The 25,276-nt window shown below is 63.6% G+C and carries 22 protein-coding genes and 1 pseudogene; 3 read left to right on the top strand and 20 right to left on the bottom strand.

The features are described 5' to 3' along the window. Positions 1–278: 278 nt before the first annotated feature. The 3 genes and pseudogenes from BMX61_RS24565 to BMX61_RS02250 form a co-directional block, all read right to left on the bottom strand. Positions 279–494: pseudogene (locus BMX61_RS24565) on the bottom strand (PopZ family protein); the annotation flags it as partial. A gap of 1,249 nt (positions 495–1,743) precedes the next feature. Then, positions 1,744–3,123: a TolC family outer membrane protein gene (locus BMX61_RS02255; protein WP_407703732.1), complete on the bottom strand. Its 1,380-nt coding sequence runs from the start codon at positions 3,121–3,123 to the stop codon at positions 1,744–1,746. Between the two features lie 199 nt (positions 3,124–3,322). Beyond that, positions 3,323–3,982 carry a protein-L-isoaspartate O-methyltransferase family protein gene (locus BMX61_RS02250; protein WP_075627769.1) on the bottom strand — a complete coding sequence of 220 codons (660 nt, stop codon included), beginning with the start codon at positions 3,980–3,982 and terminating at the stop codon, positions 3,323–3,325. A gap of 271 nt (positions 3,983–4,253) precedes the next feature. On the opposite strand from BMX61_RS02250, the gene BMX61_RS02245 reads away from it, so the two are divergent. Next, positions 4,254–4,787, top strand: coding sequence for an acyloxyacyl hydrolase (locus tag BMX61_RS02245; RefSeq protein ID WP_234794573.1), 534 nt, complete (start codon positions 4,254–4,256; stop codon positions 4,785–4,787). A gap of 50 nt (positions 4,788–4,837) precedes the next feature. Here the strand turns inward: BMX61_RS02245 and exbD are convergent, their stop codons facing one another. The 3 genes from exbD to BMX61_RS02230 are packed head-to-tail and all read right to left on the bottom strand — an operon-like array spanning position 4,838 to position 8,886. Beyond that, a complete protein-coding gene (exbD, locus tag BMX61_RS02240; protein ID WP_075627771.1) occupies positions 4,838–5,263 on the bottom strand; it encodes a TonB system transport protein ExbD in 426 nt (141 codons plus the stop codon). 2 nt (positions 5,264–5,265) lie between these two features. Continuing rightward, positions 5,266–6,297 carry a tonB-system energizer ExbB gene (exbB, locus tag BMX61_RS02235; protein WP_234794572.1) on the bottom strand — a complete coding sequence of 344 codons (1,032 nt, stop codon included), beginning with the start codon at positions 6,295–6,297 and terminating at the stop codon, positions 5,266–5,268. 42 nt (positions 6,298–6,339) lie between these two features. Next, positions 6,340–8,886: a ComEC/Rec2 family competence protein gene (locus BMX61_RS02230; RefSeq protein ID WP_075627773.1), complete on the bottom strand. Its 2,547-nt coding sequence runs from the start codon at positions 8,884–8,886 to the stop codon at positions 6,340–6,342. Positions 8,887–9,185: 299 nt separating this feature from the next. Between BMX61_RS02230 and gltA the strand changes: the two genes are divergently transcribed. After that, positions 9,186–10,475 (top strand): citrate synthase, encoded by a 1,290-nt coding sequence (gene gltA, locus BMX61_RS02225; protein ID WP_075627774.1) that lies wholly within the window; start codon positions 9,186–9,188, stop codon positions 10,473–10,475. Between the two features lie 157 nt (positions 10,476–10,632). On the opposite strand, the gene lpxB is transcribed toward gltA, so the two are convergent. From lpxB to bamA, 7 genes are all read right to left on the bottom strand, one after another. Beyond that, positions 10,633–11,811, bottom strand: coding sequence for a lipid-A-disaccharide synthase (gene lpxB / locus BMX61_RS02220; protein WP_075627775.1), 1,179 nt, complete (start codon positions 11,809–11,811; stop codon positions 10,633–10,635). 180 nt (positions 11,812–11,991) lie between these two features. Next, positions 11,992–12,852 (bottom strand): LpxI family protein, encoded by an 861-nt coding sequence (locus BMX61_RS02215; RefSeq protein ID WP_075627776.1) that lies wholly within the window; start codon positions 12,850–12,852, stop codon positions 11,992–11,994. Between the two features lie 5 nt (positions 12,853–12,857). After that, on the bottom strand, positions 12,858–13,676 hold the full coding sequence (lpxA, locus tag BMX61_RS02210; protein WP_170854887.1) for an acyl-ACP--UDP-N-acetylglucosamine O-acyltransferase: 819 nt from the start codon (positions 13,674–13,676) through the stop codon (positions 12,858–12,860). Next, positions 13,673–14,140, bottom strand: a complete 468-nt coding sequence (gene fabZ / locus BMX61_RS02205) for a 3-hydroxyacyl-ACP dehydratase FabZ (RefSeq protein ID WP_075627778.1) — start codon at positions 14,138–14,140, stop codon at positions 13,673–13,675. The genes lpxA and fabZ overlap by 4 nt, the downstream gene beginning before the upstream one ends. After that, positions 14,133–15,197: a UDP-3-O-(3-hydroxymyristoyl)glucosamine N-acyltransferase gene (gene lpxD, locus BMX61_RS02200; protein WP_075627779.1), complete on the bottom strand. Its 1,065-nt coding sequence runs from the start codon at positions 15,195–15,197 to the stop codon at positions 14,133–14,135. The genes fabZ and lpxD overlap by 8 nt, the downstream gene beginning before the upstream one ends. A gap of 99 nt (positions 15,198–15,296) precedes the next feature. Continuing rightward, positions 15,297–15,530, bottom strand: coding sequence for a hypothetical protein (locus BMX61_RS24220; RefSeq protein WP_139198862.1), 234 nt, complete (start codon positions 15,528–15,530; stop codon positions 15,297–15,299). Between the two features lie 187 nt (positions 15,531–15,717). Then, complete coding sequence (gene bamA, locus BMX61_RS02195) at positions 15,718–18,054, bottom strand: outer membrane protein assembly factor BamA (protein ID WP_075627780.1); 2,337 nt, start codon at positions 18,052–18,054, stop codon at positions 15,718–15,720. Between bamA and BMX61_RS24560 the strand changes: the two genes are divergently transcribed. Further along, entirely contained in the window at positions 17,969–18,220 is a 252-nt protein-coding gene (locus BMX61_RS24560) for a hypothetical protein (RefSeq protein WP_170854886.1), read from the top strand. The two genes, bamA and BMX61_RS24560, sit on opposite strands and share 86 nt — an antisense overlap. Before the next feature lie 169 nt (positions 18,221–18,389). Here the strand turns inward: BMX61_RS24560 and rseP are convergent, their stop codons facing one another. The 7 genes from rseP to rpsB form a co-directional block, all read right to left on the bottom strand. Further along, positions 18,390–19,523, bottom strand: a complete 1,134-nt coding sequence (gene rseP / locus BMX61_RS02190) for an RIP metalloprotease RseP (RefSeq protein ID WP_075627781.1) — start codon at positions 19,521–19,523, stop codon at positions 18,390–18,392. 36 nt (positions 19,524–19,559) lie between these two features. Then, on the bottom strand, positions 19,560–20,411 hold the full coding sequence (locus BMX61_RS02185) for a phosphatidate cytidylyltransferase (protein WP_075627782.1): 852 nt from the start codon (positions 20,409–20,411) through the stop codon (positions 19,560–19,562). Next, positions 20,411–21,157, bottom strand: coding sequence for an isoprenyl transferase (locus BMX61_RS02180; RefSeq protein ID WP_075627783.1), 747 nt, complete (start codon positions 21,155–21,157; stop codon positions 20,411–20,413). The genes BMX61_RS02185 and BMX61_RS02180 overlap by 1 nt, the downstream gene beginning before the upstream one ends. 182 nt (positions 21,158–21,339) lie before the next feature. Beyond that, the gene (frr, locus tag BMX61_RS02175; RefSeq protein ID WP_075627784.1) at positions 21,340–21,900 is read right to left on the bottom strand and encodes a ribosome recycling factor; all 561 of its coding nucleotides are present in this window, start codon (positions 21,898–21,900) and stop codon (positions 21,340–21,342) included. Between the two features lie 319 nt (positions 21,901–22,219). Continuing rightward, positions 22,220–22,942 (bottom strand): UMP kinase, encoded by a 723-nt coding sequence (gene pyrH / locus BMX61_RS02170; RefSeq protein WP_075627785.1) that lies wholly within the window; start codon positions 22,940–22,942, stop codon positions 22,220–22,222. Positions 22,943–23,181: 239 nt separating this feature from the next. Next, complete coding sequence (gene tsf, locus BMX61_RS02165) at positions 23,182–24,105, bottom strand: translation elongation factor Ts (protein WP_075627786.1); 924 nt, start codon at positions 24,103–24,105, stop codon at positions 23,182–23,184. A 284-nt stretch (positions 24,106–24,389) separates the two neighbouring features. Further along, the gene (rpsB, locus tag BMX61_RS02160; protein WP_075627787.1) at positions 24,390–25,157 is read right to left on the bottom strand and encodes a 30S ribosomal protein S2; all 768 of its coding nucleotides are present in this window, start codon (positions 25,155–25,157) and stop codon (positions 24,390–24,392) included. Positions 25,158–25,276: the final 119 nt, after the last annotated feature.

The following is a 25,276-nucleotide window of genomic DNA, read 5'->3' as shown; positions in this document are numbered from 1 at the left end:
GCATGAGACAGCCTGCGTTTGATCACAAGCGACGGCTTCCTCAGGAAGCGCGCTGTGCGGGCCTGTGGCGGGAACCTGCCGTCATCAAAGATAACCTCTGGCCCGTGTCCAACATGCAAGGGCCACCGCCAGACAGCTGCAGGCCCGACGTTGCGGACCACACGGACATGGCGTCGCGTTTCGGCCGGATGCGCTTCAACTTGAAGCATCCTCCCGCATTCTGCCCGATGAAACGGTGCTCTTCACAGAACATCGCAGCACGGTCTGTGCGAACCGGATTAGCGGCGCGGCCCGCGCGCCACCCGCTCGATCTCCTCGCGAACGAGACGTTCCACCAGGCTCGGCAGATTGTCGTCCATCCATTCCTGCAGCATCGGCCGCAGCATGTCTTCGGCAATCTCGTCGAAAGAGCGGCGCGGCTTGCGATCGACAGCGATAGCGAGCTGCTCGAAGGCATGGGCGACATGCTCTCCCACGACGGGCGAGATGATGCCATCCATCATATCACGCAGATCGGCGCGTGGCATGGATTCAGCGCTCCCAGACGCATGCGCGTCTGCCTCTTCGGGCTCTGCGGCGTCATGGGCATGCAGTTCGGCTTCGAAGGCATCGGCCGCCGCATCCAGGAGGTCCTGCTCATGCGTCGGCTCATCGATCCGATCGGTGACGATGTGGAAATCGTCGTCCTGCTCCTGCGCGGGCGAAACGGCCTGGTCGCGCATGGCCGGCTGGCGCAACGCCATGGCCTCGTCGAACGGCAGGTCGAGATTGTTGTGGGGCATGACAGACCGCTCGATCGACCCTTGGAAGGACGGCACAGGCGCAAATGCGACAGGGGCCGGCTCTTCGCTTCGATGAGCCTCAGGCACTGGCTCGAAGCCGGCGATTCGAGCCTTTTCGAAGCCGCGAGAGGGCTCATAACTGCGCGACGCAGCATTGGGAGGGTCGAAGGCAGGCGCCGCACCGGCGCTGCGCTCGAAAGCGGCAAAGGCACCGCCTGCCGCAGGTGCGGCACGGGCAGGTTCCAGGCCAACGACCGGCACGGAGGGTGAAGCCGGCGCGAAGACATTCGGCGCGGGCACAAAGGCCGGCTGCTGCGCTGCAACCGGACGGAGCGCCGGCTCGGCCGTCTCCACGCGGGCGGCAACGCTGCGCTCGGAGGCCGCCCGCACACGTGCGGCGACATCGGCAAGCGACAGCGGCGGATTGGCAGGCGCTGCGGGCTGGGATGCTGCCGGGGCTGCGGCCTGCGGCGGCGCTGCGGCGGCTGGCGCGGCAAAACGCGGTGCCGAATTGGCCGGCACTTCGTAGGCGTCTTCGTCAAAAGGCGAGAGCCTGAGATCGTCCTCGATCGTCAGATGCACCTCATCGGCGCGCTGGCCGGGCATGGCGTCATGCCGAAGGCCGGGATCGTTGGCAGGCTGGCCCGGACCGCCAATGTCATTGCTCTCGATGATCTTGCGGATCGAGGCGAGAATCTCATCCATGGACGGTTCGCGCGCCACATTTCCTTGAGCCATGTCGTTTTCCAATACCTGCCTGTTGACGGCCGCCTGCGCCCCCGGGCGCGCTGCGATCTGCGGCGAAATTATGCCAGCCCGACCCGAGACGAAACCGTTCGAATCAATGCCATGAGATCATGCACAGTTTTGTTCGCGCCGTCACCCGGACTGCTCGGCCCAGTGGCACGCAATCGCCAAAGGTGGCGGGTTTGCCACGCCGGAGGCCGGGCGCAACGCAGCCTCAGCGGGCCTCGACCGGGCTCGTTCCGAACGCCTTGTTCTTGACGGCCTCGTAATGCAGTTCGGGCCGGTATTCGGCAACCGGAATACCCTGCCCCCTCACCGTCAGCCGGCCGGTTGCGGCCAGCAGCGAATAGCTCGCAACCACCGCGTTTCGCTGCGCCGACGAGAGTGTCTCGCGCGCCGCCAGCACGCCCTGCTGCGCATCGAGCACGTCGATGGTCGTGCGCTGGCCGACCTTGCGCTCTTCGATCACCCCTGCCAGCGCGCGAGTGGCGGCGGCGATACGCTCACGGGTCGCGGCAATCGTCGCTCGCGCGCCGTCGAGCTGCGCATAGGCCTGCATCACCGTTTGACGCACATTGGCACGCACGGAATCGACGACGATGGCCTGTTCGCCAAGCCGTTCCTTTGCCTGGCGGATCTGGCCATATTCCTGGCCGCCCTGGTAGATCGGAATTTCGATTCGGGCAGTGACCGCGCTGGTCGTGCTGTTGGGGGTTTCGCCCGGCTCGTTGGTCAGGTTGTGGCTGACCGAGCCTTGCAGCGTCACGCCCGGCAGCATCGTGCCTTCGGCCTGACGAACGCGATAGCCAGCCGCATCCACGCGAAAGAGCGCGGCGGCAATGGCGGGATGATCTTTCTGGCCGGCAGCCACCGCAAGATCGAGCGTCTTCGGCATGTCGCGCTCGGCCGGCTTGGCCTGCTTGATGCTCTCGGCCGTCGTGCCGACGATCTGCAGATAGGTCGCCTGGCTCTGCTGAAGCTGCGCCACGGCGGTCGCCAAGAGCGCCTTGGCTTCTGCGGCCTGGGCCTGGGTCTGATTGACGTCCGTCAGCGTGCCCTCGCCGAGCTTCTGCCGGCTTCGCGCCGCGTCCACCTGCTGACGCAGGAAGGACAGGTTCTGCTTGCGAATCGCGACGACCTCCTGGTCGCGCGCGACATTGGCAAAGGCTTCCGCCGCCGAAAGCAGCGTGGAAATCTCGTTCGCCCGCATGCTTTCACGCTCGGCAAAGGCATTGGATTGGGCGACCCGCACATTGTTCAGCGTCTGAAATCCGTCGAAAACCTGCTGGGTGATCGTGATTCCGGCCGAGCGGGTGGTGTAATCGATCGGCTTTTGCAAGCTATTCGCATCGAACCGCGCCGAGTTCTGGGTCGCATTGGCCGCGATGCGCGGACGAAAACCAGACTGGGCGATCGGCACACCCTCGTCGACCGCGCGCAGGCTGGCGCGCGCGGCATTGAGATCCGGATTGTTGGCGTAGGCCTTGGCCATGGCGCCCGCAATCGTCTCGGCCGATGCGGCGTGTGCGACGCCGACAATCATCAGCAGCGTCAGGGCGGTTCGTGTCATCGAGTTCATGGGCGAACGTGTCATCCCATTGCGCCCGTAGGCGCAATCACGGGCGGCATCCACACATGCCAGCCCGCCGTCTTCCTCAGCCCCGGCACCATCGCGGGACAGCTTCCGGCCACCGCAGACGAAAGCGCCGGCGGCCGCGTCACTCCTGATCGGGACGAACGCCTTTCGGCATCCGTTACCCTGGCACCACACCGGCCAAGGCCGGCGACGCGGCTTAGAACACGAACTCACGCGCCAGGCGGAAGCCCGGCAGAGGCTTGACAGCCGTATTGAAGGACGGGCTGTCGGAAACAATGCCGCCTTCGCGGATGAAGAGCTTGGCACGCGATGCATTGCCATAGCCCACAACGGCGACCAAACGGCCGCCATCCTTCAACTGATTGAAGACGGCATCCGGCACGGTCTCGACGGCGCCATGCAGAAAGATCACGTCATAAGGCGCCTTAGCGGCATGACCAGCCTCCAACGGACCTTCGACGACCGTGACATTGCCATAGCCGAGCGCGCTCAGCGTCGCCTTGGCCTTGGCCGCCAGCGCCGCATCGCTTTCCACAGCCACGACGGACTGCGCGATGCGCGACAGAATTGCTGCGCCATAGCCACTGTTGGAGCCAATCTCCAGAACCGCATCGCCCGGCTGCACCGCAGCAAGCTGCACCAGCTTGGCCAGCGGCGAGGGCTCCATCACATAGCGGCCGCCATCGGCGGAGGAAACCTTCACGTCCGTATCGATATAGGCAAGTGCCTTCACCTCTTCGGGAACGAAAGCCTCGCGCGGCACCGTCAGAAACGCGGAAAGCACAGGATGGGACGTGACATCCGTGGTCCGGATCTGGTTGTCGACCATTTTGATGCGTGCTGCTTCGAAATCCATCTCTGCCTTGTCCCCGTGGGCGTTCGCCACCAGAAGGCCGCACCCTCTAGCGATCCGTTACGCTCATATTGCGGCACAGCCCCCGTTTCAAGCCGGTATTCTTATCAAGACCCAGCCCGGCGCATGTTTCGCATCAGTCTCATACGCTACCGAAAGGAGATCAACCACTGCCTTTGGCAATCGGACCCTCTCCATGTGCGCCTTGCCGATCTCATCAGCCTCTTCGAAAATAAGCGTCAAAACTGTTCTCAGCCTTGCGGCCATGGCCGTCATGACCATGGGTGGGATGGCGGATCGGGCGAATGCCGCCGAGGCCGGCCCGCCTATGTTCGACGAATTGCGGTTCGGGGCCGAGGTCTCGATCGCCGGTGGCGACAAGCGCGAAAGCGGGCTCTTGCCGACCGCGAGCCTGTATCTCAATCCCTTCGACAGCGCCCCTGCCCCGACGAACTGGCGCGAGATGATGGTCCCGCGCCTTTATCTCGGCGTGACAGGTGGATCAGGAGAGCGCGCGGTCAATCAAGCCTTTACCGGCCTTGCCTGGACCGCGCCGGTGACCGAGCGCTTCTTCCTCGAAGCCGGCTTTGGCGGCACCCTGCATGATGGCGACTTGCAGGAGGACGGTACCGCCGGCGCCAAGCTGGGCTGCCACGTGCTCTTTCGCGAATATATCGCCGCAGGCTATGCGATCGATCGTCACTGGCGGCTCGTCGGCGCGATCAATCATGCCTCGCACGCCAATCTCTGCGACGGCCCGAATGACGGACTGACCCATGCAAGCCTGACGCTCGGCTACAAATTCTAAGCTTTCGCGCTGACGCGAGGCCGCGGCCGAGGTCTGTCGGCTTACCGGACTCAGCGTGCCGGCATGCCTTCCAGCCCCACCAGCGCGATCTTCTGATAGCCGGCGCGCTGGATCATGTTCATCACATCCATCAGCGCGCCGTAATCCACCGACTTGTCTGCCCGCAGGAGAACGCGCGTTTCGCGGTCGCCCTTTGTCTGCGCCTGCAGGGCAGCGGCAAAATCCGCCTCTGAGGTGACATCATTGCCGATAGCGAGCGTCCTGTCCGCCTTGAGCGTGACGAAGGCGGGACGGTCGTCGCGCTTGACCGGGCTGGCGGCTGACTGCGGCAGATCCACCTTGAGATCGACGGTGGCAAGCGGGGCAGCGACCATGAAGATGATCAGGAGCACCAGCATCACGTCGATGAAGGGTGTCACGTTGATTTCGGCATTCTCCGCCAGATCGTCGGCATTCTCGTTGAGCTTGGAGGCCATGCTCAGTTCCCCCTTGCCGCCGAGCGCGCGCGCTCCCCGCTCTGGCGCTCGGCCACGAGACGCCGGGCCATGCGATGGTCGAGATCGCGGCTAACAAGACGTTCGACGGCAGCCGTGAGGTCCGCGAGGATCGTCTTGTAGCCGCTGATCGAGCGGGCGAAGTAATTATAGATCACCACGGCCGGAATGGCGGCGACCAGACCGATGGCGGTGGCCAGCAGCGCTTCGGCAATACCGGGTGCGACGACGGCGAGGTTGGTTGTCTGCGCTTGGCTGATGCCGATGAAGGAATTCATGATACCCCAAACCGTGCCGAACAGGCCGACGAAGGGGGCGATCGAACCGATGGTGGCGAGAATGCCTGTACCGCCGCCGGCGGCCTTGCCGGCTCCCGCTTCGACGCGCGCCAGGCGGGAGGCCACACGCTCGCGCAGGCCAACGCCCGGCACCAGATCGATGACGGTTTCAGAGCGCTGCAGTTCCTCGCGTGCCTCCGTCACCATGCGCGCGGCGGGTCCTGCCAGGTCCTTGCCATCGGCGAGGTCGGCGAGCCCCCGTGCGGCGCTGAGGCGTGCCAGCCCCTTGCGTGCGCGCCTCTTGGCGGCGACGATTTCCACCATCTTGGCCACCAGGATCGTCCAACTGGCGACGGATGCCAGCGCCAGGCCAATCATCACACCCTTCACCACCCAGTCGGCGGCCAGGAACATGCCCAGCGGCGAAAGATCATGCGGCAGGCCGGGATCGCGCGCCTCGCCGCTGGTCACGGCTTGGGGCTGCTGCATCTCCTGCCCGTCGGGCAAAGTCGCGGGGGCGTCTTGCGCGGACGGCCCCTCAGAGGGAGACGTCGGTGGCTCTACGCTTTGCGATGGAGCATTGGGCGCTACAGGAGCTTGGGCGGCGGGAGCTTGGACCACCGGCGCGTCAGGCTGCGGCGCCGGCGATTGCTGCGCCTGCGCGCCAGCGGCAAACGCGATCATGGCCACGGCCAAGATGCCGGCCATGGCGGGGCGACGCGAGAACAAGGGGGCCATCTTCGTCTCTCCATGCGGACATGCCGCGACGCGCGGCTGGCTTCATTGAGGGCCTTCATAAGAAAAGCCATCGACCGGCGCAAGATTATCTTGATCGCCATTGTCAGGATTATCCTCCGGCTCTGGCGTCTTGAAGCTGCGGCTGCGCCAGTCATAGAGACGGTGGCGGGCCCAGGGCGCAGACAGATCCGGCACGGCGGCCTGCGCTTGCATCCGCAGGCCGCACTCGGCCTTGGGCGCCGCATGGATCTCCAGCGCGCCGCTGCGGCGCAAGGTGGCGCCTGTCGCCGCTTCGGCCGGTCCACTGGCGCAGAGCGGCTCGTCGCGCAGTGCCTGCGGCGCAACCACCAGATCGGCCCCATCGCAGGCGGCTGGCGCGAGACGCACATCCTCCAAAGTGACGATGCGCCACCCTTGCACACTGACGGCCGCGCACCATTGCCGCGCCACGCAGGCAAAACGGCCCGTCCCACCCGCCTGCAGCAATTGCGCCAGCACCTGTCCGGCCCGTGACAGATCCAGCGGCGGTCGCTCGCGCCCGTTCGTGCGCTGGAGCCGACCCTCCTGGGGCGCAACCGGTGCCGGTCTGGGGCCGGCGAGAGACAGCGCGGGCACCATTATGGGCGGATCGCCGGCCTTCACCACCAGCGCCCGCCGCCATTGATCGTAAATGAAGGCGGGCGGCTTGGTGCGGTTCAGCGCGGCCTTGTCATGATCGATCAGAGCGACCATGCGCCCATCCTCCGAGACGAGGACGGCCGGGCGTGGCGGTGGGGACAGCACCGCAACCACGAGCCCGGCCAGCACGACCACCAGTCCGGACAAGGCCAACACCGTTCGCAGCAGGCAGATCAGAACGCCGCCGAAGGCGATCAGTGCGAAGGCCATCGGCGCCAGCCGGCCCGTTTCGATCTGCCCACCCCAGCCCGCGACCAAGCGGGCGACCCAATTCATCCAGTCCAACCCCATGGCCACCACCATCCAGACCAGACCGTCGAGACCGAAGGGCATGACCAGCATGGCCACGAGCGCGCCCGGCATCACCACCGCGCCGACGACCGGCAGCGCCAAAACATTGGCGATCAGCCCGTAGGCAGGAATCCGATGGAAATGCGCCGCTGAGTAGATCATCGTCGAGACGCCACCGATCAGCGAGGAGAGCACCAGGCCGCGAAATTCCTGCCAGAGACCAACGACCACGCCCATGCCGCTGAAGGCAGCGCTCTCGCCAGGATCGGCGCGCACCTCCAGCCGGCGATAGAGCGCCACCAGCGCCAGCGTGGCGGCAAAGGACATCTGGAAACCCGGACCGGTGACAGCAGATGGCGTGACCAGAAGAATCAGCACGCCTGATAGCGCGATGTTGCGCAGGCTGATCGACGGCCGATCGACGAAGACGGCGATGAGCATGACGACGATCATGACGAAGGATCGCACGGCGGAAACCGCGCCCCCGGCGATCATCATATAGAGCGTGACCATGATCAGTGCGCCGACGGCGGCCACCTTCTTGACAGGGTAGCGCTGGGCAAAGCCGGGAAAGAGGCTGAGCCCGGTGCGCAGGCCGACCAGCAGCGTGCCGGCCGCAAGCGCCATATTCAGTCCCGAGATCGCCAGCACATGGCCAAGCCCGGAGAGCCGCATGGCATCCACCAACGCCGGGTCGATTGCCCGCTCTTCCCCCGTTACCAGGGCCGCTGCCAAAGCGCCCGTCGAGCCCGCCACCAGTCCGCGAATATGGGCGCCGACCTGAGCACGCAGGTCCGCGATCCCGTCCAGCAGCGTTTGAAACAGACCTTCGGGCGGACCCGGTCCAAGATCGCGCGGCGTGCCGTAGAAATAGCCGACCGCGCCATTGCCGGCGAAATAGCCGTCGAAGCCGAAATCATTGGCGCCGATCAAAGCGGGTCCGGAGGGCGGGGAGAGCCTGGCGCGTCCCTCGATCATCCCACCGATCGCCACGGGGCCGGCTCGCCCGCGCGACAGAAGGGACACCGTCTCCGGCATACGAAACAAAGCCGGCTCATGGGTTTTCACGAGGGCGACCTGATATCGCCAATGGCCGCGGGAATCGAGTTCGCGGCCATGGACGATGCCGGTCACCGTCGTCGTCACCGGCGCGTCCAAGAGCACCGTGCTCATGCGCCAGCTTTCCAGCGCAGCGGCCAAAGCGCCGGCCACGATCAGCGCAGCCGTGAGCGCAAAGGCATGCAGCAGAGGATGGCGATGCCGAAACAGGCTGACAGCCATGCATAAAACGCAGATCAGCAGTGCAAGCGAGACAGGCTGCGGCGGATGGATGCCGCAGAACCAGAGAAGCGCGCCGAGACCGATCAGGACCGGCCAGAACAGAAAGCCATGGCCATAGGCCACCTCTTCCTCGATCAATGTCGTGAGCCAGGCAACGAGCCGGGCGATGAGCCCGGGGCGGCGCAGGACGAGCGGGACATCCGGCAGAGCAAGGGCCCGGCCTTGGGTGATGACGACAGGCAGGCCAGCCGACGGCCCGAGGATCGGCGTCGCATCCGCCTCCTCCCGCGTCGCCGCGACGCGCCGCTCGTGCCGCTCCTTATCCGCCCCGTCGCTCATCGGCGCCCCGCACAGCTGCCAATGGGCCTAGTGTGCGGCGGCGGATTGCATCCGGCAAGGCGAAAGCGTGATGAAGAATGAGGCATGAACTGCACCAAAGTCGTGCAGGGCCAGATATGGCGTTTCGAAATAAGCCGTGTACCATGCAATTATTGCAGAGCCGTAAGCGCTTGCTGCACCGCATTGACACAGTTGCCAGCCAAACTGGCAGCGGTGGATTAATCCGCCAGCACAAGCGCAACATTAACATTTACGGCTTATCGAATAGACCATTGAACCCGCATCACGGAGGATCCCCGATGGCGAATAAAAGCGCAGTCATTACTGTCGATGGCAAGCAGGTTGAGATGAACGTCCGATCCGGCTCCATCGGTCCGGAAGTGATCGACATCGGCAGTCTCTACAAGAATACGGGGACCTTCACCTACGATCCCGGTTTCACCTCGACCGCATCCTGCGAATCCAAGATCACATACATCGATGGCGATGAAGGCGTGCTGCTGCACCGCGGCTATCCGATCGAGCAGCTGGCCGAGCACGGCGACTTCCTTGAAGTCTGCTACCTGCTTCTCTACGGCGAACTGCCGACAGCTGCCCAGAAGAAGGACTTCGACCATCGCGTGACCATGCACACGATGGTGCATGAGCAGATGAGCCGCTTCTTCACAGGTTTCCGTCGCGATGCGCATCCCATGGCCGTCATGTGCGGCACGGTCGGCGCGCTCTCGGCCTTCTATCACGACTCCACCGACATCACCGATCCGCATCAGCGCATGGTCGCCTCTCTGCGCATGATCGCCAAGATGCCGACGATCGCCGCCATGGCTTATAAGTACCATATCGGCCAGCCCTTCGTTTATCCGAAGAACGATCTCGATTACGCCTCCAACTTCCTGCGCATGTGCTTCGCCGTGCCTTGCGAAGAGTATGTCGTAAACCCGGTCCTGGCGCGCGCGATGGACCGCATCTTCATCCTGCATGCCGACCACGAGCAGAACGCCTCGACATCGACGGTTCGTCTGGCTGGCTCCTCTGGTGCCAACCCCTTCGCCTGTATCGCGGCCGGCATCGCCTGCCTCTGGGGGCCGGCGCATGGCGGCGCCAATGAAGCCGCGCTCAACATGCTTGCCGAAATCGGCTCGGTTGATCGCATTCCGGAATACGTCGCCAAGGCCAAGGACAAGAACGATCCGTTCCGCCTGATGGGCTTTGGTCACCGCGTGTACAAGAACTACGATCCGCGCGCCAAGATCATGCAGAAGACCACGCATGAAGTGCTGGGCGAACTCGGCCACCGTGACGATCCGCTGCTCGAAGTCGCCATGGAGCTGGAGCGCATCGCGCTCACCGATGAGTACTTCATCGAGAAGAAGCTCTATCCGAACATCGACTTCTATTCCGGCATCACGCTGAAGGCACTCGGCTTCCCCACGACGATGTTCACCGTGCTCTTCGCACTCGCCCGCACGGTCGGCTGGATCGCCCAGTGGAACGAGATGATCGAAGACCCGCAGCAGCGTATCGGCCGTCCGCGCCAGCTTTACACCGGCGAACCCCAGCGCGATTACGTGCCCACGTCCAAGCGGTAAGCTGCTCCATCGACAACAAAAAACCCGGCTGGAAACGGCCGGGTTTTTTTGTCTTTGCGTCACTCCTCTGAGATCTGGCCGAACGCGATGGCTCCGCATTCCGTTCTCATGAACCCTTTCCGGCCGCTCGAGTTCGATCACATCGTGCCCTGGATGCTCATAGGGACGCGCCACGGCCCTCCGCATAAGCAAGCAGGATCGCAGCACCCGCCTCGCCCGGCGGCACTGGCGTCTGCATCCGCGCCATCACCAGATCGAAGCCCTCGCGCATGGTGCGGCGCTGGGGCGTATCGAAAGCCAGGCGCTCGATCCAGCGCGCGAGAGCCCCAGCGCGGATCGACTCGTTGAAATATTCCGGCACGAGGGGGTAATCCGCGATGAGATTGGGCAGGGCGCCGGTCCAGATGCGGATGCGCCTCTGCATCAGGGTGATCAGCCAGTCGGCCCTGTATGTGGAGACGACGGGAATGCCGCAAAGCCCGAGTTCGAGGATCACCGTTCCGGAGGCGGCCAGCGCCGCATCCGCTTCGGCAAAGGCCTGCCATTTCGCGTCCGTGCCGGCGCGCACCTCCGGCTTGTCGGCCCAGTCTGCGATGATCGCGCGCACGCGCGCCTCATGACGCGGCACTGTTGGCAGGAGGAAGCGCATGGTTGGATGCCGCTCCCTGAGCACCGCCATGGCAGCGCGGAATTCAGGCAGCAGCCGCGTGATCTCCGAGCCACGCGAACCGGGCAGCAAGAGGCAGGTTTTCGGCTCCCGCTCCTCGCCTGTCTTCGTCGTCTGGTGCGCGCGCACATCGAGAACCTGCGGATCCTGCGCCAGCCGGTGGCCGATATAGGTCGTCCTGGGCCCGCCGAGCCGCGCCATGACCTCCGGCTCGAAGGGCAAGACGGCAAGCACATGGTCGATATAGCCGAGCATCTTCACCGCCCGGTATTCCTTCCAGGCCCAGACGCTGGGGCAGACATAATCGATCACCGGCAGTTCCGGCAGCGCCGCCCGCACCCGCTTTGCCACACGATGGGTAAAGTCCGGGCTGTCGATGATGACAAGCACATCCGGCCGCGCGGCGATGATCGCGTCCGCCGTCTGGCGGATACGGCGGATCAGCTTCGGCAGCCGCGCGAGCACCTGGGAGAGGCCCATGATCGACAGTTCGCTGTAGTCGAACAGGGACACGAGCCCCTCGCGCTGGAGATCCTCGCCGCCGACGCCGACCAGGCGCAAGGGCTTTTCGGTCGCACGTTTCAGCGCGCGGATGAGATCGCCGCCAAGCAGATCGCCGGACACTTCGCCCGCGACCACCGCCACCGTCAAAGGGGAAAAGGCGCTCATCTCACTGCTCCTCGGCCAAGGTGAAATATCCAGAGCGGTGTCGGAAGCATCCGACTAAAACCGGATCCAGCCATCTGCTCCTAATCGTTTGCTTTTGCACCGGATCTTCGCCGAAGCCAGCTCCCGCTTTCCGATCCGATGCTCTGAAGCTCAAACCGCGTGAGCGTTGTGCCCATCCGATCAGCGCTCGATGCCCATGATGAAAAGGCCGGCTGCATCGGCCGCCGCGAGCGCCGCCGCGCGGTCGAGCAGCAGCGAGCGGCCGGCCTCCACGGCGATGCCGGCCAAGCCGGCGCGCTGCGCAAGCTCGACCGTCGACAGGCCGATCGATGGGAGATCGGCGCGCAGCTCCTGTTGTGGCTTGCACATCTTGACCAAAACACCTCGCCGGCGCTGCGAGATCCGTCCCTCCCGGCGAAGCGCCTCCACCCGCGCCAGCATGCCATCCGTGCCTTCCGCACCCTCTAGGGCCACCACGCGCCCGCCAATGGCGACCGCGCCCTGGCCGATATCGAGACGGCCCAGAGCACGTGCCGCGTCGCAGCCGGCCGCTATATCGCGCAATGCGGCCGCATCCGGCCGATGCAGGCCGAGCGGTCCGGTCTCCGCCAGAAGCGCCGGGACGATTTCCTGGACGCCGATGACACGGGCACCGCTGGTTTCGATCAGCGCGATCGCCATCTTCAAGACGGCATCGTCACCGCCCGATATCAAGGTGCGGACGACGCTTGGAACGCGGGAGAGCATTTTGAATGTCGGGCGGATCTGTCGCCAGTCGGGCCGGCGCCGGACCCAGCCGGACAGCACGACGCGATCCACGCCATGACGGATTAGCAGGGCTGTGATTGCTTTGAAGTCGCCGATCGACAGCGTCACATGCTCGAAGGCCTGCCAGCCGGCCTCCGCCTCGCCCGCGAGCGTGATGATCAGCGGATCCTCACCGCGTGCCCGCGCGGCCTCGGCGACATCCACCGGCAGCCGTCCGCCGCCGGCAATGATCGCCAGACGGCCGGCGCGAGAGGCAGGCGCGGCCGTGGACATGGTGCTCAGCCCTTCTTGCCCCGGTGTGGCGAGGACAGAGCCCGCTCCTTGGCAGCGGCAATGAAATCGAGGATCTCCATGACCGGCCGGCAATCGGCAAACCGTTCGCGAATCGCCTCGGCATTCGTGCGCACATTGCCGGGGCCTTCGAAAATTTCGAGATAGGCCCGTCGCACCTCGTGGATCTCAGGCTTGGAAAAGCCGGCACGCGTCATGCCCACAACATTCAGGCCCGAAAGCACCCCGGGATTGCCATTGAGCATGCCATAAGGGATCACGTCATAGCTGACTGCGGACAGACCGCCGATGAAGGCCTGACGGCCGATCCGGGTGAACTGGTGGACGGCCGAGCCGCCACCGAGAATGGCACGGTCCTCGACCGTGACATGGCCGGCCAGCATGACATTGTTCGAGAGGATGATGTCGTTGCCGAGTTTACAGTCATGGGCGACATGGGCATAAGCGAGGAAGAGATTGTTGTCGCCGACCTCGGTCAGGCCACCATGTTCCCGCGTGCCGGTATTCATGGTCACGCCTTCGCGGATGGTGCAGTTCGCGCCGATCCTGAGTTCGGTGTCGAGCGCACTGTGGTGCACGCTTTGCGAATCCCCGCCGATGACAGCCTGTGGAAAAATCCGCGTCCCCTTGCCGATGCTGGTGCGGCCGAGGACCACGACATGGCTCATCAGCGTTACCTCATCGGCCAGCACAACCTGCGGGCCGACATGGCAGAAGGGACCGACCGTCACGTTTTCGCCGACGACCGCTCCCTCTTCGATAACCGAAAGCGGATGGATCTTGGCGCTTGCAGCAATCATGATCAAGCATCTTCCTTCTTGATGATCATCGCGCCGATATCAGCTTCCGCGACAAGCTGCCCGTCAACTTTTGCGTCGCAGTGAAACTTCCAGATCGTGCCGCGCTGCTTCTGCTTGACGACGTGGAATTCGACGCGGTCGCCCGGCACGACCGGCTTGCGAAAGCGGGCATTGTCGATGGTCATGAAATAGACGAGGTTGGAGCCCTCGCCCGTCTTACGCGCGCAGATGGCGCCGGCCGTCTGCGCCATGCCTTCGATCAGGAGAACACCCGGCATGATTGGCTGCTCGGGAAAATGGCCGGTGAAATGCGGTTCGTTCGCCGTCACGTTCTTGATGCCGATCGCGGAATTGTCACCATCGATCTCGATGATCTTGTCCACGAGCAGGAAGGGGTAGCGGTGCGGCAGGAGCTTCAGAATCTCGCGAATATCGGCCGTACCGAGAACTTTGGCGTCTGCTTCACTCATCCTTGGCTCCGGATTTCCTCTGTTTGTTTCGGGTACGCGACGTGATTTCGGCAATCTCGCGCAAGAAGTCCTTGATGGGCCGGGCCGGCACGCCGGCAACCCGTTCGCCCGGGGCGATGCTGGCGATCACGCCGCTCTTCGCGCCGATCTGCACGCCATCGCCAATGGTGATATGGCCGTTGATCCCGGCATTGCCGCCAATCATCACGCCATTGCCGATGATCGCAGAACCGGCAATACCGACCTGGGCGACGACACCGCAATGGCGGCCAATGCGGACGTTGTGCCCGATCTGCACAAGATTGTCGATCTTCGTCCCCTCGCCGATCACCGTATCGTCCATGGTGCCGCGATCGATCGTGGTATTGGCGCCGATCTCGACATGATCCTGGATGATGACACGCCCGACCTGGACGATCTTGATCATGCCCGGCCGTACACCCGGCGCATAGCCGAAGCCATCCTGTCCAATGCGCACGCCAGGATGGATGATCACATGATTGCCGATCAACGCGGTGGCAATGGTTGCGCCGGCGGCAATGGTGCAGTTCCGGCCGATGGCGACATTGGCGCCGATGACGACATTGGGGCCGATCCGCGTACCCGAGCCGATCTGCGCGCCGGCACCGATGACCGCGAAAGGTTCGATCTCGACACCCTCCTCGAGCTCCGCCGTCGGATGGACGAAGGCCTGAGGCGAGATGCCGCTCTCTGGAGCCACGGCCTCCGGGCGCAAGGCCTGGGGATGGAGCAGCGCGCCGGCAAGCGCAAAGGCCGTATGGGGTTTGGAGGTGAGAAGAACGGGCAGATGCGCCGGCGCGAGCTTTGCCACGGCGGCGTCGCAAATCAGCGCACCAGCCTGCGTCGCCTGAAGCTCCTCCGCATGCCGGCGGGTCAACAGGTAGCAGACATCATCGGCCTTGGCGCGCGAGACCGGCGCCACCGAGCGGATCGGACGATCGGCCGCTTGGGTATCGCTCAGCTCCGCGCCGATCGCCTCGGCAAGCTCCGCCAGATGAATGCCCTGATGGCGCGGATAAAAGGGTCTGCTTTCCATGATGTTCACTCCAGTCACGGCACCTTCACCGCATCGTGCATGTCCTCGACGCACATGAGATGCCGTAACGCGTCAAAATCCGCTGCTTCATGTCGTCCTTCATCTCGTCCGATCAAGGGCGATGCAGGAGGCGGTCGCGTCACCTGCATCGCCCGGAAAGCGAAAAGAGGGACGGCAGACCAGACCCGAGGCAAAGCCGGATGACAGCGCCGTCAGGCATAAGCCTTGAAAATCGGTTGACTTCAAGAGCATGCTGAAAGGTTTTTCAGGGCCTGCACGAGGTTTTCGGTCCGATATCGACGGCAAAGCCTGCTGAAAGGTGCTGTCGCTCAAGATGCATCATCGCATCCGCAACTTCGAAGAGGATTGGATGACGGCTTCCACGGGATCGATCGCATCGACTTGGGAAGACAGGGGGCACCAAAACAAAACATGCCGCATGACGGGTCGCCAGCGGCATGTTGATGATGCGGTCCGCTTCAGCACGCGGCGCGAACAGCGCCGCAGGCTTGGATGCGGATCAGAACTGCGAGGAAATACCAAGCTTCAGGTTCTGAACACGGTCATAGTCGCGCTTGGCGATCGGCACGGCGTAGTCGACACGCAGCGGACCGAAGGGCGAGGCCCAGATCAGGCCGATACCGACAGATGCGCGCAGCGACGCATCGGTGCCGACGACGCGGTCGTCCTTGGTGACCGGAACATCATTGCCGTAGAGCGTGCCGGCATCGGCAAAGATCGCGCCGCGGAAGCCGGCATCACGCGAAACACCCGGGATCGGGAAAGTCGCTTCGGCCGAAGCGGTGAAATAGGTCGTGCCGCCGATGGCATTATCATATTTCAAGCTGCGCGGGCCCACGCCATTGCGCTCGAAACCGCGAATATCGGAATTGCCGAGCTGGAACTGGTCGAAGACCTCCATCTGGCTGCCCGTCTTGAAGATATGGCCGGCAGAACCCGCCAGCGAGCCGATGATATCGGCTTCGTCGTTCAGCGTGTAGTATAGCTTGGCCTTGCCGCTGACCTTGTAATAATCCGACGTACCGCCAAGACCCGCATATTCATGCGTGAAGGAGGCGAGCATACCTCCATGCGGCAGCTGCGCATCATCAAGCGTGTTGTAGGTCAGAGTCTGCGACACGGCCGAGCGCGTCCATGGCGACCCGCGCACGACATGGCGATAGGGCGAGGCCAGTTCCGACTGGTCACCGCTATAATCCAGCTGCGTGAAGGTGTAGCGGAAGGTGGACGATAGACGCTCGGTGATCGGCGCGGTCACGCGCAGGCTGAAGCCCTGATCCTCGTAGCTGTAATTGTCGTCGTCCTTGAAATCATTCTCGTTTTTGAACACGTCGAAGCCAGCGGCCAGACGGTAGCCGAGGAAATAGGGCTCGGTGAACGAGAGATTGTAGGTCTTGCTGTTTTCGCCACGGCCTGCGGCCAGGCGGATATACTGGCCACGGCCGAGGAAGTTCTTTTCCTCGATCGAAGCTTCGAGCAGCAGACCGCCGCCGCTGCCGGCTGCATAACCGGCGCCGATACCGAAGGAGCCGGTCGACTGGTCCTGCACATCGACGACCACGACGACACGGTCGGCCGCGCTGCCCTGCTGAGTCGAAATATTGACCGAGGAGAAATAGCCGAGCGCTTCGAGACGGCGCTTGGCCGAAGCGATCATTTCCTGATTGAAGGCGTCGCCTTCGCTGATATCGAACTCACGGCGAATGACATAGTCACGCGTGCGGGTGTTGCCGCGAATGTCGATGCGCTCGACATAGGCACGCTCGCCCTGGTCGACGAGATAATCGACAGCGATGGTGTGGGAGCCGAAATCGCGGTTGCCGCGCGGCGTGACGCGAGCGAAAGGATAGCCCTGGGCAGCCACACGGCGCGAGATCGCCGACATCGTGTCCTGAACATCCTTGGCCTTGTAGATCTCGCCCTGCCGGCTGACAACCAGACCCTTCAGATCCTCGACATTCACACCCTCGACGGTCGACTCGACATTGATCGCGCCGAAATCATAGCGCGGACCTTCTTCGACGACGAACTTGATGTTGTACTGGTTCGTGGCCGGATCGAGATCGGCACTCGAGGAGACAACACGGAAGTCCGCATAGCCGCGGTTGTAATAGAACTGACGCAGGGCTTCCTCGTCGGCCTGCAGCTTTTCGGGGCTGTAGACGTCCTTGCGGGTCAGGAAGGAGAAGATCCCCGACTCCTTGGTGAGGATGACAGAGCGCAGCCGGTTGTTGCTGTAGGCGCTGTTGCCCTCGAAGCTGATGTCCTTGATCTTGGTGCGCTCGCCTTCGTTGATCTGGAAGGCGAGATTGATGCGACCCTCGGCGATCGGTGCGGTCTTGACCTCAACGGTCACGTCGCTGCGGCCGGTCGCGGCATAGGCGTCCTTGATCGTCTGAACGTCAGCCTGGACAGTCGCCTCGTTATAAGGGCCGAGCGCCTTGGTCTTGACGATCGACTGAAGCTTGTCGTCCTTGATCTTGCTGTTGCCGTTGAAGACCACCTGATTGATCAGCTGGGCTTCCTTGACGGTGACGACAAGCGTCGAACCGGCGACATTGATGGTGACGTCGGAGAAATATCCGGTCTGGTAGAGCCGGCGAACCGATGCGTCGATGTCGGCGCCGGAAAACGGCTTGCCGGGGACGATACTGATATTGGCACGCACCGTTTCCGGGCTGACGCGCGTCCCGCCGCGAACCTCGATCCGCGAAACGGTCGCAGCCTGGGCGACAGAGGCGCTTGCAAGCATGGCCACGCCGGCACCCGTCGTCACCATCCCTGCAGACAGCGCGACTGCCGAAACCGCAGTCAAAAATCTCGAACCAGCTATCATGTCGTCTTCTTACCTTTTTCCGATGTCACGCGGCAAACTCGTGCCGACTCCGGTCATGCTGCCGTTTTACCGTCTTTTGCCATTGAAGCAAGGTCAGGCCTTCATTTCCGTTTACTTCGACAAAGCCCCGTGTCCTAATGGCCACGCTCAGCGTCCATTAGGGTAAACAAACTGTTATAAATCAAGCCTTTGTGCAAGGATTTGGCAAGGTTTACCCGCATTATCGGCCTGTTTGGCATAAGCGGCGGAGCTTGAGCGACACAGATCCATCCCCAGTCCCGAAACGAGACAGTGCCCCCCGCCGTCGAGACTCGGAAGCAAACCCTGTCCGCCTGTTAGCCGAGCAGCGAACTGATGTCGTTCCAAGTGGCAAAGACCATCAGCATCAGCACCATGGCAAAGCCGATACGGAAGGCGACGTCCTGGGCGCCCGCACCCAAAGGCCGGCCGCGGATTCCCTCGATGGCATAGAACATCAGATGCCCGCCATCGAGAACCGGAACCGGCATCAGGTTCAACAGGCCGATGGAGACGGACAACACGGCCGCCAGATGGAAGAGGGCGACCAGCCCCAACGTCGCCATCTGCCCCGAAGCCTGAGCCACGCGGATCGGCCCGCCGAGTTGGTCGGCCTTCATCCGCCCGGCAATGAGATTGCCGATATAGTCGAACGTGCCGGTCACGACGTTCCAGCTCTCACGCGCGCCCTCGCCAATAGCCTGCAGGGGGCCGAAGGTCTGGACGCGGAAATTGCCGCTCTGCTGGCTCGTCAGAATGCCGATGATGCCCAGCTCCATCTTGTTGCCGAACTGGTCCTCGATCACGCTGCGCTCGGGCACCATGGTCAGGTCCACATCCTTGCCGCCGCGATCGATTCTCACGGAAATCGGCATGTCCGGGCGAACGCCAACATAGCGGCGGACATCGTCGAAGGTGACGACGGGCGTCCCGTCGATTGCCACCAGCCGATCACCCGGCAGAACACCGGCGCGCTCGGCCGCGCTGCCCGGCTTGACTTCCGACACGGTGGGATCGGCAATATGCTTGCCGTAGGTGGCGAAGATGACGGCAAAAATCGCGATTGCCAGAATGAAGTTGGCGATCGGGCCAGCGGCAACCGTTGCCGCGCGCTTCCAGAGCCTGGCGCCGAGGAAGGTGTTGCCACGGTCTTCCGGTCTCATCTCCTCCAGCGCCGCATAATCCGGCGTGCTGGCCGCGTCGCCATCGCCGTAAAAACGCACATAGCCGCCAAGCGGGATGGCCGAGAGCTTCCAGCGCGTGCCGTGCCGGTCGTTGAAGCCGATCAATTCCGGTCCGAAGCCGATGGAGAAGGCCAGCACGCGAATGCCGGTCCAGCGGCCGACGAGATAGTGACCCATTTCGTGCACGAAGACGATCAGGGTCAGCACCACGAGGAACGGCAGGATGTAGCCGACGAGAAAATGCAGCGTGTCGCCGAGGAATGCCATGTCATCAAACTCCCAAGGGCAACACAGAGCCGCCCTTCACAGACCGAGCAGGATTGCACCAATCGAAGCCCGCTGTCCATCCAGAGCCGCAAGATCGCCCGAGAGTGCTGCCTGGACGAGCACGATGGCCAGAGCCAACGCGGCAGCGACGACCAGCGCATCCGCCCGGTCCATCACACCGCCATGACCGGGAATGATGCGGCCGGAATCCTTCACGCCCGAGCGGCGCTTGACCCAGGATTCGAAGAGATCGCCTGCCTGACCGGCGGCCGACAGCACCAGGGCGATGGCGAGAATGCGCAGCACACCCTGCCCGCCCGCCAGGATCTGAACGGCCGCACCCGCGGCCACGCCGGACACCGTGCCGCCGATTGCGCCGGACCAGGTCTTGCCGGGCGAAATCCGCGGAGCGAGTTTCGGCCCGCCAATTGCACGGCCGAAGAAGAACGCCATGATATCGGTGGACCAGACAACGGCGAAGAGAAAGACGGTGGCGAGCAGCCCCGCCTCCCCGCTGCCCCGGACCGCGGCGAGCGAGATCATCGACAGGCCGGAATACAGAATGCCCGCCGGCAGCCAGGGACTGGCATGGCGGGCACGATAGAGCAGGGCTGCGGCAATGACGCCAACGAAAACCACGGCCAGAGCTGCGAGAATCCCCAGCGCAAACATGAAGACCGCCGAAAGCGCGAGCGTCGCCCAGCCGAGCACCACGCCGCGCCGGCCACGCAGGACCAGGCGCGTCATCGTGCTCCATTCAGAAAAAATCAGCGCCCCGATCGCGACACTAAAGAGCGCGAAGACATGCCCGCCCACCCAGGTCACCACCAGCGCGAAGAGCGCGAGCACGATTCCCGAGACGATTCGAAGCTTGAGTTCGCGCGTCATCAGGAACCGACGGCCAGAGTGGGAGCGCTCGTCACACCACCGAAGCGCCTGTCGCGGCGGGCATAGACATCGAGCGCACGCAGGAAGACGTCGCGGTCGAAATCCGGCCAGAACTCCGGCACGAAGACGAGTTCGGCATAGGCGGCCTGCCAGAGCAGGAAGTTTGACAGCCGCTCCTCGCCGCTGGTGCGGATCACCAGGTCGGGATCGGGAATCCCGGCCGTGTCGAGACGGCTGGCCACGCGCTGGGCGGTGATATCCTCCGGCGCCAGGCGTCCGGCCGCGACGTCGACGGCAAGCGCCTGCACCGCGCGCGTGATCTCGTCGCGCGCGCCATAGTTGAAGGCGATGACCAGGGTGATTCCGGTGTTTCGCGTCGTGGTTTCCTCGGCCTCTTCCAGCAGGGGAAGAATATCGCCGCGCAGGTTCACGCGGTCGCCGATGATGCGGATGCGCACATTCTTGCGATGCAGCTCTGCCAGGTCGCGGCGGATGAAGACTTTCAGCAGGCCCATGAGGTCGTTGACCTCGGCTTCCGGCCGGCGCCAGTTCTCGGAGGAGAAAGCAAAAAGGGTCAGGTAGTCGATGCCCAGATCGCCGGCAATGCGCACGGCCTCGCGCACGGCTTCCACGCCCTTCTTATGGCCGAGCGTGCGCGGCAGGCCGCGCTTGTTGGCCCAACGCCCGTTCCCGTCCATGATGATGGCCACGTGCTGGGGAACGGTGTGAGATCTGGCTGTGGACATTGACCGCCCGTCATAGGAAAGAGTCGACACATGCAGCGTGCAAGACGCCCCTCGAAAACCCCGAGCCGGCAGATGGACCGACCTTCGGCTGCCGGATCAAAAGCGCCACAGCGGCGGCATCCCGATCTTCTTCGGTAGCAAAAGGTCTCGCCCGCTCCCCGCCCGGAGAATTTCAGGCGTCATTAGACCTGCATGATTTCCTTTTCCTTGTCCGCAAGCAAGCGGTCGACGTCAGAAATCATGTCGTCGGTGATTTTCTGCACTTTTTCAGACAGGCTGCGGCTTTCATCCTGGCCGACGACACCGTCTTTCTCGGCCTTCTTCAAGGCATCCATGCCGTCACGGCGAACATGGCGGATCGCGACCTTGCTCTTCTCGGCATAATCGTGCGCGACCTTGACGAGCGAGCGGCGACGCTCCTCGTTGAGCTCGGGCAGCGGAATGCGCAGGTTCTGCCCGTCGATGATCGGATTGAGGCCGAGATTGGACTCCCGGATCGCCCGGTCGACAGCGCCGACCATCTGCCGGTCCCAGATCGAGACGCCCAGCATGCGCGGCTCCGGCACGGTAATGTTGGCGACCTGGTTCAGCGGCACGCGGGAGCCATAGGCCTCTACCATGACGGGATCGAGAACATTGGCGGAGGCGCGGCCGGTGCGCAGCGAGGCGATGTCGTTCTTGAACGCCGCCAAAGCGCCGTCCATGCGCCGTTTGATATCGTTGAGGTCAATACCCTTGCTCATGGTGTCACACTCCCATTTTCGCCGGCGCTCTTCCCGGCCCGCTTACGCCTGTCCGCCGCCCGCGCGCCCAAGCGCAACCACATAGGACAGCTGGTCAAAAGATCATCGGCCTGGCCCGCCTCTTCGGTGAGAAGCCGGCCAAGCCCTGTTCTTCTCATGCTTCGGCCTGCCACGCGGCGCAAGCTCTGTCGGTGCAAAAAGCCAGTCCATGCGCGAGAATCGTGTGATCCCGCACCGATGGCCTGCCCTAATAGCCGGCGCGACCGGACGATGCGCCGGAGGAACCGCTAGAAGCCGAACCCGGCCTCGCAAGTCGATTTTAATTGTCGGAGACGATCGTGCAGAGGCCGCCGCCGGAGAGGATGTCGGTGAAGCCGCCCTTCTCGTGGATCGAGAAGACGATGATCGGGATATGATTTTCGCGGGCAAGCGCGACGGCGGCGACATCCATGACAGCAAGCCCCTTGGCCAGCACGTCGGAATGGGTCAGCTTATCGAAGCGGGTGGCGGTCGGATCCTTCTTCGGGTCGGCCGAATAGATGCCGTCGACCTGCGTGCCCTTGAAGATGGCCTCGGCACCCATTTCGGCGGCGCGCAGCGCGGCGGCCGAGTCGGTGGTGAAGAAGGGATTGCCCGTTCCGCCGGCGAAGATCACGACACGGCCGAGCGATAGATGATGCAGGGTCGCGCGCTGGGAGAAGCTCTCGCAGATTTCCGGCATGGCGATGGCCGAGAGCACGACCGTATCGACATCGAGTTTGCGTAGCGATGTGGCGAGCGCCAGAGCGTTGATCACGGTCGCCAGCATGCCCATGTGGTCGCCGGTAACCCGGTCTCCGCCCTTGGACGCAACGGCGACGCCGCGGAAAATGTTGCCACCGCCAACCACGACGCCGACTTCAACGCCCATGGCGCGCGCAGCCGCAATGTCGGAGGCAATGCGATCGGCAACGGCGACATCAATGCCGAAACCTTGATTTCCCATCAAGGCTTCGCCGGAAGCCTTGAGCAGGACGCGTTTGTACAGCGGCTGAGCGGGCATCGTCACTCCTGTCGGAAAAGCGCAAGAAGAGCGCGGAAAAAGCGGGGCTGCGGCAAAGCCGGCAGGCGAAAACGGGATGCTGCGGACCGGTATGCGGCCTCGGCGGCGTTCCCCGCGATACACGAAGGGCACCGCGTTGTCCACGCGATGCCCTAGGTTTTCCCGTCGATTTTGCTGCAGCGCACACAGAGCCTTCGCCGATGCAACGCGTGCTGGCAGAGGCTCTGTACCGTGCCGGCTCAGCCCTTGGCGGCGGCAGCCACTTCGGCGGCGAAGTCGGTCTCTTCCTTCTCGACGCCTTCGCCGAGAAGCAGACGGGCCATGCCGGTCACTTCGATCGGTGCGCCGACAGTCTTTTCGGCTTCCTTGATGGCGGCCTCGACCGTCAGGTCCGGGTTCATGACGAAAGCCTGCGACAGGAGCGCGACTTCCTCGAAGAACTTGCGCATGCGGCCTTCGACCATCTTTTCGATGATGTTCTCCGGCTTGCCGGAGGCGCGGGACTGTTCGATGAAGACATTGCGCTCGCGTTCAGCAACGGCGGCGTCGACTTCATTGGCGCGGATGGCGAGCGGGTTGGTCGCAGCGATGTGCATGGCGACCTGGCGGCCGATCGTGTTCAGCGCGTCCTTGTCGCCGGTCGACTTCAGCGCGACGAGAACGCCGAGCTTGCCGAGGCCATCAGCAACAGCATTGTGGACATAGGTCGAAACGACGCCGTCTTCGACCGACAGGGCGGCGGAGCGGCGCAGCGTCATGTTTTCGCCGATATGGGCGATCGCGTCCTTGATGGTGTCGGCGACGGTCTTGCCGGTGGCCGGATAGGTGGCGGCGGCAACGGCATCGACGGTGCCTTCGGTCTCGACGGCGACGGCAGCGATGCCGCGCACGAGATCCTGGAAGGCATCGTTCCGGGCGACGAAGTCGGTTTCGGAATTGATTTCGACCACGACAGCCTTGGTGCCGGTGCTGGCAATGCCAATCAGGCCTTCCGCAGCGGTGCGGCCGGACTTCTTGTCGGCCTTGGCAATGCCCTTGGCGCGCAGCCAGTCAATAGCCGCTTCCATGTCGCCGTTGGTTTCGGCCAGAGCCTTCTTGCAATCCATCATGCCTGCGCCAGACTTCTCGCGCAGTTCCTTCACCATTGCAGCTGTTACGCTCATCTTCCTGCCTCTTTGATTGGTTCCGTGTGGCGCGCAGCCCAAATGAAACGGCGCGGTGCCAGAGGTGTGAGGGGAATGCCCCTCGTTCATGACATCGTGATGAACCTCAACCCGATGCCACGCGGCAGGCAAGCCTGCCGATGAAATGAACAGGGCCGTTTTCCCATTTCAGCGGTTAAACGGCCCTGCCAGTCATTCGGTTGCGACAGACGCCGCTCTTATCGTCAAGAACGGGCTGACCTTTGCGACAGACACCGCCCTTGTCACCAAGGGCGGGCCGGCAATCAGGCTTCCGTGCTTTCTTCGAGCGCGGGCTCGAGCTGCAGTTCGGCGGCAGCGCCGAGATCGCGGCCGGAAGCGCCCTGCTGACGGGCGATACCGTCGAGGGCGGCGCGCGAGATCAGGTCGCAGTAGAGAGCGATGGCGCGCGACGCGTCGTCATTGCCGGGGATCGGGTAATCGATGCGGTCCGGATCGCAGTTCGAGTCGATGATGGCCACGACCGGGATGCCCAGGCGCTTGGCTTCGTCGATGGCGATCGATTCCTTGTTGGTGTCGATGATGAACATCAGGTCCGGAACGCCGCCCATGTCGCGGATACCGCCGAGCGCACGGTTGAGCTTTTCACGCTCGCGCTCGAGGTTCAGGCGTTCCTTCTTGGTGAAGCCCTGGGCGTCGGATGCCAGGATTTCGTCGAGCTTGCGCAGGCGCTGGATCGAGTTCGAGATCGTCTTCCAGTTGGTCATCATGCCGCCGAGCCAGCGGGCATTGACGTAATACTGGGCCGAACGCTTGGCGGCATCGGCGATGATGTCGGAAGCCTGGCGCTTGGTGCCGACGAACAGAACGCGGCCGCCACGGGCAACGGTGTCGCTGACGACCTGAAGGGCGCGCGACAGCATCGGAACGCTCTGGGCCAGGTCGATGATGTGAACGTTCGAACGCTCACCAAAGATGTAGGGCTTCATCTTCGGGTTCCAGCGATGGGTCTGGTGGCCGAAGTGAACACCAGCTTCCAGAAGCTGGCGCATGCTGAAATCAGGCAATGCCATGCCTTTTTCTCCTTTTCCGGTTGAACCTCCGCGAAGCTATCAGCCGGCTCTGCCCCGTTTTCGAGGCTTGGCACGGCACCGGCGGAACCGCCGGATGTCTCCCGGTCGATCCCAACTCC

The sequence above is a fragment of the Xaviernesmea oryzae genome, assembly GCF_900109605.1.
Lineage (GTDB): Bacteria > Pseudomonadota > Alphaproteobacteria > Rhizobiales > Rhizobiaceae > Xaviernesmea > Xaviernesmea oryzae.
The sequence above is the reverse complement of the archived record's forward strand: the minus strand, read 5'-3'. Positions and strand labels throughout refer to the sequence as shown.